The sequence below is a fragment of the Brevibacterium sp. CBA3109 genome (genome assembly GCF_040256645.1).
GTDB classification, from domain to species: domain Bacteria; phylum Actinomycetota; class Actinomycetes; order Actinomycetales; family Brevibacteriaceae; genus Brevibacterium; species Brevibacterium koreense.
The window spans coordinates 2,854,045-2,866,546 of the sequence record NZ_CP158281.1 but is presented as its reverse complement, the minus strand read 5'-3'; the positions used below and the strand labels follow the sequence as shown (position 1 = coordinate 2,866,546).

Below are 12,502 nucleotides of genomic sequence, written 5' to 3'. Positions count from 1 at the left end.
GCACAGGTTGTTCTCCGACGGGTCGTGTCAGTGAATCAGTACCTGAACGTTGCGATCACTTCGGCGCCCCCACCACCGAGTGTGCGCAGAGTGCCGGACGTTCGGATGGTGGCGAGAGCGGCGAGGTTGACCTGTCGGCGGGCATCTGAGGCAAGCAGCTGCTCTCCGTCGCGCGGCAGATAGAGTGTGTCGACGCGGCCCTGTTCGGCTGCGTGGGCGATCTCGCCGACGTCGACAGCACCCTTGCCGTTGTGGACCAGAGACAGCGCCCGCTCGCGTTCCGCGGACTCACGCGCGGCCTCGCTGTCGTGGAGGAGCTTCCAAGCGGCCGAGCGCAGATCATCCGGCTGTGAATGTTCAGGGCTTCCGGGGATGACCCGGTCGTGGATCACCGGGTAGGCGCTGGCCTTGCGGAAGATCGGCAGGTACTCCGCCACCGAGGCGAGCACCAGTGGTTGCGATCGAGCCGTGCCCAGCTCATCCCCGACAGCCTTGCCCACAGCACGAATGAACTTCTCAGTCAGCATGGTCTCGGTCTCACCGGTTCCGCCTTGGCCATAGTAGGCTGCCTCGCCACCGCCTGTGGCTCGAAACTGCAGTGATTGCTCGGGAAGGTCGCCGATGACCTCGTCGAAGGATCCGGGGATGGTCCCGAGCGGAAGCTCTTCGATGGAGTTGCGGGCCGCCTCGAACAGGCGCAGTGAGTTCTTGGCCAAGGCGAGGATGTAGCACCTGCCGCTGGTCTCCAGGACTGGGGCAAGTGGCAGAACGTCGAACTGCTCGTCGACAGTGACCGATTCGATGACGTCGATCGGGACCCTCACGGCCCGATGGTAGCCGGGTTCGACGAAGACGACGAGTCCTCGGCTCTGGAGCCGCCAGTAAGAGGAATCCGCTATCAGTTCGGCGATCGGGGCGAATGCTGATTCGGCAGCTGAGCTGCTCATCCCGAGTTCTTCGAATCGTGCCGTCGCATGCTTGACCTGATTCTTCAGGATCTTCGCGGATCTGTCGGCCTGTGTCCCGGTCACATCGGTGGGGACGTAAAGGCTGGCCTTCGGTCCGCTCGTATCTCCGCGTTCGAGTACGTCGGTGAAATCGAGGGAATCTACTGTTCCTTGGGGATTGGCAGTCATGAGCAGGACCTCCTAGGGCGGCTCTCGTGGCGTCCGTATCCGATTCTGATCCTACATGACCTGGACCACATTTGGTCTGCGCGCCCTCACATCCACTTCTTCACCTTGAACACGGTGTAGAGGACCACGGCCAGGCCCTCCACGTTGAACTCGTGCGCAAACTCTAATGCTTCGTCGACTGCTCGTGTCGAGTGGCCGGTTACTTCGTCCAGGGGTCATCGGTGAAAAATCCGCCGATGCCGTGGGGCAACTGGCGCCCGTCCTCCGCAGACGCCATCGTGTACGGGGCGACGTGCAAGCCCGCTTCGATGAGTGTGCGCAGGTCACTGTTGGGCAGTTTCGCGCTGGGGCCGACCCATTCGATGCCGGCACCGGCGATCTGCGCGGCGGACTCGGACGGCAGCATCGTGCCGAACAGGTAGAGCGAGGTGTAGCCGCGTTCGGCGATCGACTTCGCCGTTGCGAAGTCGAAAGACTGGACGATGAGCGAGTCTTCGAGCCCGCGTTCGTCGAATTCGTCGAGCACCTGATCGACCTCCGCCGAGGTGGCTTCTGGTTTGATCTCGGGCACCATGACGACTTTGCCGCCGAGTTCATCGAGTGCCTCGTTGAGGGTGACCGTCTCTGCTGTAGGCCCGCCGGTGGGATGTTTGATCTTCGCGGAGTCCCACTCCTCGAGGCTGAGGTCGCTGACCTCGCCGCTGACGCCGTCGAGCGTGCGATCAACGGTGTCGTCATGGATGAGCACAGGAGTGCCGTCGGCGAGGAACTGGATATCCATCTCGGGCAGGAACCCGTCCCTTGCTGAGGTGGTGAACCCTTCCATGGATTCCTCCGGGTAGACGTCGGCGCCGCCGCGGTGGGAGATTGTGACGGGAAGTTCGAGTTGGCTGACCCGATCAGGGGTCTCGGGGTAGGCCGGCCCGAGGGACGCCAGCGTGATTGCAGCGCCGATAAACACCAGGATCGTGAGTACTGCCGCGAGAATGATAGTGGTAGGACGTTGGAGTGAAGATCTCCGATTGAGTCTATTCACCCTCACAATGTATCGGCTGTGAACACATTTGTCTGGGATCGAAAGTGAACGTTAAGTTGACGACAGAGAAGGACTGACTTCAAGTCTGAAGTTGCGCTCGTCGGTCTGGCCTTTAGTGGCCTCCGACTGCGATAGCCAGCTCCGTGAACGACTTTTGGCTGAGCGGGCACTTCAGGAGAAAATTCCCGCGAATCTCAGTCACACTCTGACGGCCAGGTGGCTAACCTGAGCAGGAAGTCTCCGGCCACCTCGGCCTGGTCTCCGGCCGGAGAGCGGTTCAAGAGTTCTCGAATCAACTGCGCGAAGTCGAGCATCGTAAACCTCGTGATCAGCTGCTCACATCCACTTCTTTGCCTTGAACACGGTGTAGAGGACCACGCCGAGCCCCGCCATCAGCCCGAGGGCCATCGGGTAGCCAAGGGCCCAGTGCAGTTCGGGCATGTCATCGAAGTTCATTCCGTAGATCGCTCCGATGAGGGTGGGTGCGAAGAGGATTGCGGCCCAGCCGGAGATCTTCTTCATGTCCTCGTTCTGGCGTTGGGCGACCAAAGTGGAGTTGACGTTGAGGATCTGTGATAGGGCTTCGCGCAGCTCGGCGGCCTCGGCGAGAACTCGGGTCAGGTGGTCGGTGACGTCGTCGAGATAGGCCTGCAGCTCGGTCGGAATAGAATACTTCGCGGCGCCATTGCCCAGTCTCTGGGTGAGTCGGTTGAGATGGGTGGTGGTGTGGAGAACATCGATGACCTCCTGACTGAGCAGGTAGATCCGCTCTGCGGCCGCAGTATCTCCGCTGAAGACCTGTCGTTCGATGCCGTCCTTGTCATCTTGCAGACCGTCCAGAACAGGGAAATACGTATCGACCGCAGTGTCGAGGAGCCGGTAGATGAGCGCCTCGGGGCCCAAAGAGAGCAATTCCCGGTCAGAGGTCCCGAGTCGCTCCTCATCGCTGAAGTAGGCGTCCATGTCCTCAGCGCGTTGGGGAATAGGGGTCCCGTCGATGAACCGATCGTCCTGGCAGATGATGACGAGAACGTCGTTCTTCATCAGAAGATGGAATTCCTTGAATTCGACCTCTTCAGCAGAGTCGATGTAGACCGCCGATTTCAAAACGACGAACAGCACATCGTCGTAGCGGTCGATCTTGGGGCGTTGCTGCGCGTGGAACAGATCCTCGACGAGAACAGGGTGGAGCTCCCACGCCGAGGCGATCTCAGCCAGAAGCTCGGGCGTGGACTGTGGGATGACGACCTGGGTGAACGATCCCGAGCTGGGGGCATCATTCATCGGTTGGCGAGCCAGAGCCTCGGCGAATGTTGATGAGACAGAGAGGTCAAGAGGCTCACTGCCGACGATCTGGCGACTGAGCAGAATCGGCTGCGCGGGTTCTGGCAGGGCCCCGGTGCTGCGCTTGCGTTTGGGGATCGGCTCGGATTTGTGCCTGCGTGCTCGTGCCATCGTGATTCTTTCGTTCGACTAAGACTCAAACGTAGCCGAGGAAGAGGCCATGAGCACAGCTCAACTCTCGCTTCGGTGGATTATCATGCCAGGTCATGTTGCTCATAAGAGGAAAGTGTATTCAGGGTCCTCGAATCTGCACATGCACAATAGTCCTATGAGCAATCTTCCGGGAGACCTGTCGCAGCAAGCGGTCAAGGGCGCCCAATTCGTCCAGTCGGCTGCCAAGCTTGGAGCACAAAAGTTCCGCGACCGCATTCACGAGTCGAGGCTCTCGGCTGACTACTATCCCCAAGCCACCGACGCGTTCGTGGCCGCTGCGTACTTCGGTGTTGGAATGGACTCGGTCTATCAGCTTGAGCAGTGGGTCTGGCCGTTCGAGCAGCTGGACGCAGAGCTGAAAAGGCAGGGCTATGGTGAGCACCCATTTGGGATCATTGTTCGCAGTCCGATAGTTGCGGAACACATGAGGACGGTCACCAATCTCCCGGTGAGGTTCTCTCGTCTGACACTGGGTCTGGATGCGTTCATGACCTCGACGCATATGAGGGCCGTCTTCTATGTCAATCAGGCGACCCCGAATTTTCAAGCGTTGCGATATCCGGATCCTGCTCATGTGCATCTCAGCCATGGGGAGAGTGAAAAAATCTCGATGATCTCCAACCAGCTCAAAGCCTACGATTATGTTTTCACCGCGGGTGAAGCGGCGCGGGACCGCATCGCTCGGACGCTCTATGGGATGAGCGACGAGCACATGCTTGATGTCGGTCGGCCGCAGTTGGACCGGCCACGCTCGATTCCAGACGTCTGGGGTGACTTCGTGTCAGCCGAGTCGAATGGGGCAGTGGTGTTCTATGCGCCTACGTGGGAAGGCGACTCGCACTCGATGGCTTATGGTGCGATTGCAGACAACGGTGAGTCCATTGTCACTGGCCTGCTCGATGCAGGATATCGAGTGATCTTTCGACCTCACCCCCGTATTGGGGTGATGAGAAGCGATTTCGCCAAGGCGGTGGAAGACGTCAAGGACATCATCGATTCTGATCCACGCGCCTTCATGGATGAGACTGCCGACGTTTCGTGGCAGTTCGACGTTGCTGACGTTGCGGTAGCAGAGATGTCATCGGTGGCATACGACTGGCTCTCGTCAAAGAAGCCTCTCGTCATGATCGAACCACCTAGCTCTGGCGCCGAGGTGCTCCCTGGAGGACTATTCGACCGCTGCCCGGTCCTTCGCGCAGATGACAACTTGAATATCGATGAACTGGTTGCGCAGGCGGAGTCGGATGAAGTCGCCTACACGGGATTGAGTCAGCATTATCTGGGCGATACTTCGCCGGGCGCCCAGATCGAGCGGTTCATCGACGCTGGCAAGTTCGTCATTGAGCGACGCAATGAGGAACGTCAGCAGAAAACTGACGTGTGAGCCGAGCAACGCTTGTGTGTTCCAAAGTAACAAAATGGTAAAATGACGATGAAATTCTACGGACGCCTGTGTCCAGACACGCTTGGACCAAGCTCCCCTGAACATGTGAAATGAGGACTGATGCGCCGAGTCATTACCTACGGCACCTTCGACTTGCTCCACTACGGTCACATCCGTTTGCTGCAACGGTGCAAGGAACAAGGTGATTACTTGGTCGTGGCGCTTTCCAGCGACGAGTTCAACGCGGGTAAGGACAAGAAGTCTTACTTCTCCTACGCGGAGCGCAAGCACATGCTCGAGGCGATCCGCTACGTTGATCTCGTCATCCCCGAAGATAACTGGGAACAGAAGGTCACCGATGTGGAGAAATACCATATCGACACCTTCGTGATGGGCGATGACTGGGAAGGCGAGTTCGACTTCCTCAAAGACAAATGCGAGGTCGTGTATCTGCCTCGTACTCCCGAGATCTCGACGACGCGGATCAAAACGGAACTCGGCAAGCCCTGACCACCCGATTGCCATCGATCCTCGTTTGATCCCTGCGCGTTCTCAGGGGCACCCGATGTGGTGAAAGTAGAATGCCCCATAACACCAAACACTTGCCTTGAAGCAGAGAGGAGCGGGTGTGTCTACACGGGAACCGCAGAGCCACCCGACCTTGTCTGAGCTTCGAGCTAAGGCTCAGCCAATCGAGGTCCGCAGTCGGAAAAACGCCGAGCACTGGAGCGCACAGCTCTATCTCAGACACTTGTCGATCTACTTCACCATGCTCCTTGTGCGAACGAGGATCAGCGCAAACGGGGTCACCGGTCTGATGATCCTGGCCGGCTGGTGCATCGCCGGCAGCCTGCTGATCCCCGGAATCTGGGGAGCAATCCTGGCAGTAATCTTCTCCCAGGTCCAGATGTACATCGACTGCTGCGACGGCGAAGTGGCCAGGTGGCGTGGGACCAGTGGAGCCAAGGGCGTCTTCCTCGACAAGGTCGGGCATTACACCACGGAAGGCTTGGTCGCTGTGGCTCTTGGTGTGCGGGCTGTGGGGGAGTGGAAGAACCTCAGTGACGACCCCGCCGGAACCTACCCTTATCTGCTGGCCGGAACGGTTCTGGCTGGGTTCGTTCTGCTGAACAAGGCGCTCAATGACATGGTGCATGTCTCGAGGGCGTTCAACGGTCTGGACAAACTCGCGGACTCACAAGCGGCGACCGCTCTGAATCCAGGGTTTGTTGCGAAGCTCAAAAGAGCAGCTCGTTTCGTACCGTTCCATCGCATCTACCATTCCGTGGAGATGTCGCTCCTCGCCTTGGCCGCGAGCATCGTCACCGTTATTGCAAACTCGGCTGATGCAGCTCCTCTTTTCGGTGAACGTTGGCTTGTCGTGATTCTGGCGCCTTTGTGCCTCCTGTCGGTCATCGGACACTTCATGTCGATCATGGCCTCGAGGCGATTGTCATGACCGATACTTCCCGCATTCTGTCCCAGCGTTTCGAAGAGAGTCGCAAATACTCGTTCGGTGTTGTCGTCCTCTCTCAAGGGAAGCGACTGGACGACCTCAACCGCGGGTTTGAATCCCTGCTGGCGCAGAAGGGCGTTGAGCTTGACGTTGTCTGCGTGGGCAATGGCTGGGACCCCGAGGGGATTCCGGCTGAGGTCAAAGCCTTGGGACTACCGGAGAATCTGGGGATCCCCGCCGGGCGAAACGCTGGAGTTCCACACGTCAAAGGCGAATTCCTGTTCTTCCTCGACGACGATGCATGGTTGCCGGACGACACCACACTGATGCGCATGGCTCAACTGATGCGCACGAAGCCGAAAATTGGCCTGATTCAACCCCGTGTCGAAGAGCCCGGCGGGCCGGATTCTCCGAAACGATGGATCCCGCGTTTGAAGAAGGGCGAAGCCGAGCACTCCTCCAACGTCTTCTCAGTGTGGGAAGGTGCCGTCTGCATGCAGCGGAAGGCATTCGACGAATGCGGCGGGTGGCCCGGACCATTCTGGTACGCACACGAGGGCATCGAACTCGCCTGGAGAGTGTGGGACGCGGGGTACACGGTCTGGTACATGGGCGACCTGGCCGTCGCTCACCCTGTGATCGATCCCAGACGCCATGATGAGTACTTCTACATGAATGCCAGGAACCGCGTCTGGCTGGCTCGCCGTAACCTGCCATGGCCCTTTAGCTGGGCCTATGTCGGTTCGTGGACGCTGATGCAGTGTCTGAAATGGGCGAACAAGCCCCACCAGCTCCGGGCCTGGATGGAAGGGTGGCGTGCGGGTTGGAAGCTCGACCCGTGGGCAGACGACGAGGACCGCCGGAAACTCTCGAAACGGGGCGTGTTGAGAATGTCTCGACACGGGCGCCCTCCCATCATCTGAGCCGAACAAGCACGCGCATTGAGTTACCCCGCACGGGGTTCTGCAGAAATTTTCATCTCGCTCGATCAGAATCGGTACGCAGCCCCTTATAACGCTCTGCGGGCACGAGGACCGACAGCGAGCGCAGCCGGGTCCGATCCAACCGACTGAGAATTGTTTTGGAAGCGATATATGCAGTTGACATCCACAGACGCGGCAAGACCGCCGAGCTCGCACACTGAGCCGAGCAGGTCAGGATTTCGCGCCGATATTCAAGGGCTGCGGGCTTTGGCCGTCGGCGTCGTCCTGCTTTACCATCTGTGGCCGAATCGCTTCGTCGGCGGATTCATCGGCGTCGACGTCTTCTTCGTCATCTCCGGTTTCCTCATCACCAGCCACCTGATCAAATCTCCGCCGAAGAACTGGCGAGATGTCACAGACTTCTGGGCCCGACGGATCCGGCGGCTGCTCCCGGCTTCTCTGCTCGTGCTCTTCGTTGTTGGAGTCTCTACCTTCTTAGTGGCTCCACAGTCGATCTGGGTCGATACCGGACGACAGATCCTCGCTGCCGCGCTGTACGTGGTCAACTGGGACTTCGCGAGTTCAAGCATTGACTATCTCGCTGCGGACAATGCTCCATCTCCGGTGCAGCACTTCTGGTCGCTGTCGGTCGAAGAACAGTTCTACTTCCTCTGGCCCGTGATCATCGGCCTTGCGTTCCTGATCGGCACGAAGGTGAAACGCCTCAAACAGGTCGTGGGCTACACCATCGTCGGCATCTTCGTCGCTTCGCTCACCTTCTCGGTCTGGTACACGATCGTGCAGCCGGCCATGGCCTACTTCATCACTCCAACTCGTATGTGGGAGCTGGCAGCCGGCGGACTTGTCGCGGTCTTCGTCATGTACGTACGCCCGAAGCGGGTACCGTTCAGCTCGCTGATCGGGTGGGTCGGACTGGCAGGGATCGTCGCAGGCACATTCCTCATCCGTGCAGACATGCCGTTCCCTGGCTACATCGCCCTCGTTCCAGTACTCTCAACAGCGCTCGTCATCCTGGCAGACTCACGCGGACGTTTCTCCGTTCTCCTTCTGTTGTCATTGCGCCCAGCGCGGTTCCTGGGCGATATCTCGTATTCCGTTTACCTTTGGCATTGGCCGCTCATCGTCCTCGTCCCTTATCTCTCGGAGAAGATGGGGGCGGGGGAGAGTCTGGGAGAACTGGACAAGGTCGCGATCATTGTGGTTTCGCTCGTCGCAGCATGGGCATCCACGATCTGGGTTGAGAACCGTTTCCGAAAAACCTCGCTCCTGCGCAGCCCGAAAAGGACCTTCGGGTTCGCGATCGTGGCCATGGCTCTTGTCAGCGCGCTTGGTCTGAGCCAGATGTGGGTCTCGGACCGGATCGTCGAGCAGAATAGGGACAATCTCGAAATCGCACTGTCTGACCCCAACTCCTGCCTGGGGGCAGCAGCATTGCTGCCCAGCGCGAAGAACAACCCGAAATGCGCTAGTCCGGATTCTCTGCTGATGGAGCCGGCTGCGGCTAAGAACGACAAATCAAAGGCGTACGCAGATGGATGCTGGTCGAGCGAACCCTACACGGATCGACCCGAATGCACGTATGGCGATGGGGAGAAACAAGTCGCGTTAGTCGGCAATTCCCATGCAGGCCACTGGCTGCCAGCCCTTGAACGACTGGCTGAAAAAAATGACTGGACGATCACCACCTTCCTGGCCTCGAACTGCAGCATCTCCACTCTTCCGCAGGACCTGAGCACCCCAGAGGGAGTCAAAGGCTGCCAAGACTATTCTGACTGGGTCGTCGATCGCACAACATCGGGCGGATTCGACGCAGTGATCACCTCAGAACGTCAGTCGACGCCGCTGGATGGAATGTCGTGGGAGGAGACTGAGAAGAAGGCCCCAGAGGGACACCAGGACATACTCACCAGCTGGGTCGAGGCGAAGTTGGACGTTGTTGTCATCAGAGACACTCCCTATCCAGGAGGGGACGATATCCAGGTGCCCGACTGCGTTGCCAAACACGAAGACGAGCTCGAAGAATGCTCGGGTACCCCGAAATCATGGCACTGGATGGATCCTCTTGCCGCGTCAGCCAGGACGATTGATTCGAAGCATCTGTCAATCATCTATCCCGAAGATTGGTTCTGTCCCGACGGACGATGTGAACCGGTCATCGGGGGAGTCATCACCTATTTCGACACGGCGCACATCACGGCCACTTATGCGAAGACCCTTGCGCCACAGCTTAATGACAGGCTGGGCCAGACTGGCTTGGATACCTTCGACTGAGTCATCAGCAAAGAACGTCTCGCTGATTCATCAGGCAAGTTGGATACTGTAGCAACCGATTGATCGTGACAACCGGACGGATCACCGAAATCTCTGCAAAGGACTAGGCGAGTGAGCAATCAACGAAAAGCGACCAACCGTTTCATCAGCAAAGGAAGAGAGCTGGTCAAACCCGTGGTCCACGGCATCGCTCGCCGTGCTCTTCCCGTTGTGGAACGCGCCTCCGGAACCAAGTACGTTCGAGAACGCGGCCAAGCAGGCGAAAAAGGAACCTCGAAATCAGTTGGCGGCTCGAAGAAGATCGCGGCCGACACGGCTCGTTCCTATCGGAATCTGGCAACCGGTCTCAAGGGGCGCACCTCCCCTGACATCGACGGTTGGACTGTCGCACCGACGAAGAAGGAAGTCGACGCCAAACTCCGTGAGCTCGCGCGACTGCAGGCGGACTCAGTTCTGACTGAAGCTTTGATCGGTGGGTCATCACTGGGTGGATCGATGGTCGAGGAGGGCAGAGCGCTCATCGACGCCGGTCACCACGGAGAGGTTGTGTCCATCGGCTTGAACCTGCGTCGCCGTCCCGAACACGATCAGATCGGCCGCGTCCTCTTGGGCATGGCCTACCACCGCTCATCTGACGCGGATGTTGCTTGGGCCGAATTCGAACGCGTTGATGATCGGGAACTCATCACCTCCGCGGCCACAGAGTACTATCCAACCGCCATTGACACACTTGGCACACAAGCACTTCCGCTCATCGAACGCTCAAATCAGACGGGAGACACGCAGCGATGGAGCTCCAAGGCTGTGCTGCGCACGGCTGAATCCGCTTTCTGCATCGATGCCTTCGAGCATGTCCGCACCCTGATCGAGAATCGCCTTGCATGGGGAGCTGACAACCTTGAGCCCTCCATCCATTACGAACTCATGAGGATGCGAGACTGGCTCCCCGGAGGAGTGCACCTGCAGCCTCTTCCGACGACGCCCGGCAAGCGCAACTTCGGTGTGCTCAGCTACGACCAGCCCGGTATTCGCTCGCGCAACATCGGCGACTATATTCAGACAGTGGCATCACTTGGGCACCTGCTGAGATATGAGAATCTGAGCTTCACAGGAGACAGCGGTCTGACGGAGCTCTTTTCGAAGCTACGGGAATCAGTCAAAGCGGAGAGGAAATACTCGGGGCCCGAGGCTGAGCTCAACCTGGTCGAGGTCTACCGTGACGGCAATATCTATCAAGACATCCCAGAGGACACGTGGTACATCGCCTTCGGGTGGTATATGCATGACATCTTCGGTAAATCGTTCAATATTCCATTCCATCCCAATCTCCGCCCGATTCTGCTGTCGGTGTTCATCCGGTATCCCGAGATGCTCACCCCTGATGCCATCGCCTACCTGAAGAAATATGGGCCAGTCGGTTGCCGAGATTGGCAGTCGGTGGCTGTGCTGCGGGCCGTCGGCGTCCCTGCCTTCTTCTCAGGTTGTCTGACCACCACCATCGATACGGTGTTTCCGGCTCCCGAACCCGACCGTCGTTCCGGCACACTGCAGATCGACTGGATGAAGGGTGGCAAGGGGCCGAAGAAGAAGCAGACTGTGACGGCAATCCGTGACAAGACATTCCCGGAGAACCTCGAACTGGCACGGAGCTGGGTTGGCGATTACGCCTACAAGTACAAACGTGTGCTGACCTCGCGTCTGCACGCCAATCTTCCCGCACGATCGGTGGGCGCCGAGGTCGAATTCGAACCCAAGAATAAGTCGGACTCCCGGTTCGGCGGACTCTACGGAATCAATGACGCCGAGTTCGATGCGATCCGTACCGGAATCCTGGACAAACTGTCCGTGATCATCCCACTCATCGCTTCCGGCGCCTCGGAGAGCGAGGTCTATGCCAAGTGGTCTGAAATCACCGAAGCCGATATGGCCATTGCAGACGAATACCTCGCCACGGCACATCTGCCCGACGTTACGAACGCAGAAATCGCCACGGCGGTGGGCGGAGCCGAAGGTCCTCAGCCCGAAGCCGGGACGACTGACGTCTATCTGTCGGTGAACAAGGGCGAAGAGCACCTGGTCGGTGCTGCTGCACAGTCTGTAGACGATCATGCCTCCGGTCCCTACCGGCTGTGGTTGGCATGGGGTGCTCTGGCTGCGGATCGGATCGAGGATATCCGGTCCAGGCTGGCCAAAGGAACGATCAAAGTGCTCGACTCTGTGTCCATTCCTGGTATCAGCGATTCAGAAGAATTGATCCAGGCACTTCTTCCTGCACTGTTTGCCGACCATGAGGAGCTTGTCGTCATTCCAGCCGCGGCTGAGGTGACCGCAGACATCACAGAACTCTCGAACATGGACCTGGGTTCGTCTCTCCTCACCGCGAAGAGAGACGTGAGGAAGACTCGGACCAGCGGCCTCACCCTCATGCGACGGGTAGCCAGCTCGTTCAAAGATGACTACGAAGGGGCACTGGACTTCGTCTTCGCCAGCCACAGGACACTGAGTGAAGATTTCGTACTATTCGATCCGCAGGTCGCCGTGCTCAATCTTGCCCGACTCCGCAGCGAGGGCGTAGTGGAACGAGTCATCGGACTTCTCAAGACTGTCGGTACCAGCTACGTTGACTCGCTTCAGATTGCCGTCGGCGGGCGCTATACCGAGCTCGACACCGACTGGAATGTTCGCGCTCACTGGGAGACTTCAGACAGCCCTAAGATCGTGAACTGGCGACGACAGATTCGTCATCACGGTCATATGGCCCTGCCGGCTTGATACTAG

Annotated in this window: 9 protein-coding genes; 6 read left to right on the top strand and 3 right to left on the bottom strand. The window is 58.6% G+C overall.

The annotated features are described in order from the left end of the window. Positions 1-35 precede the first annotated feature (35 nt). From AAFP32_RS13080 to AAFP32_RS13070, 3 genes are all read right to left on the bottom strand, one after another. Positions 36-1,136, bottom strand: coding sequence for a hypothetical protein (locus tag AAFP32_RS13080; protein WP_350269485.1), 1,101 nt, complete (start codon positions 1,134-1,136; stop codon positions 36-38). A gap of 199 nt (positions 1,137-1,335) precedes the next feature. Continuing rightward, the gene (locus tag AAFP32_RS13075; protein ID WP_350269484.1) at positions 1,336-2,097 is read right to left on the bottom strand and encodes a glycerophosphodiester phosphodiesterase; all 762 of its coding nucleotides are present in this window, start codon (positions 2,095-2,097) and stop codon (positions 1,336-1,338) included. Between the two features lie 411 nt (positions 2,098-2,508). Then, positions 2,509-3,627: a magnesium and cobalt transport protein CorA gene (locus AAFP32_RS13070; protein WP_350269483.1), complete on the bottom strand. Its 1,119-nt coding sequence runs from the start codon at positions 3,625-3,627 to the stop codon at positions 2,509-2,511. A 157-nt stretch (positions 3,628-3,784) separates the two neighbouring features. On the opposite strand from AAFP32_RS13070, the gene AAFP32_RS13065 reads away from it, so the two are divergent. The 6 genes from AAFP32_RS13065 to AAFP32_RS13040 all read left to right on the top strand — a co-directional run bounded on the left by AAFP32_RS13065 (position 3,785) and on the right by AAFP32_RS13040 (position 12,496). Next, on the top strand, positions 3,785-5,053 hold the full coding sequence (locus tag AAFP32_RS13065; protein ID WP_350269482.1) for a CDP-glycerol glycerophosphotransferase family protein: 1,269 nt from the start codon (positions 3,785-3,787) through the stop codon (positions 5,051-5,053). A 120-nt stretch (positions 5,054-5,173) separates the two neighbouring features. Then, on the top strand, positions 5,174-5,563 hold the full coding sequence (gene tagD, locus AAFP32_RS13060) for a glycerol-3-phosphate cytidylyltransferase (protein ID WP_125240745.1): 390 nt from the start codon (positions 5,174-5,176) through the stop codon (positions 5,561-5,563). A 118-nt stretch (positions 5,564-5,681) separates the two neighbouring features. Further along, positions 5,682-6,512, top strand: a complete 831-nt coding sequence (locus tag AAFP32_RS13055; protein WP_350269481.1) for a CDP-alcohol phosphatidyltransferase family protein — start codon at positions 5,682-5,684, stop codon at positions 6,510-6,512. Next, complete coding sequence (locus AAFP32_RS13050) at positions 6,509-7,432, top strand: glycosyltransferase family 2 protein (RefSeq protein WP_350269480.1); 924 nt, start codon at positions 6,509-6,511, stop codon at positions 7,430-7,432. Before AAFP32_RS13055 ends, AAFP32_RS13050 begins: the two co-directional genes overlap by 4 nt. A gap of 267 nt (positions 7,433-7,699) precedes the next feature. Next, complete coding sequence (locus AAFP32_RS13045; protein ID WP_350269479.1) at positions 7,700-9,724, top strand: acyltransferase family protein; 2,025 nt, start codon at positions 7,700-7,702, stop codon at positions 9,722-9,724. Positions 9,725-9,835: 111 nt separating this feature from the next. Beyond that, on the top strand, positions 9,836-12,496 hold the full coding sequence (locus AAFP32_RS13040) for a hypothetical protein (RefSeq protein WP_350269478.1): 2,661 nt from the start codon (positions 9,836-9,838) through the stop codon (positions 12,494-12,496). The last annotated feature ends 6 nt before the right edge of the window (positions 12,497-12,502 follow it).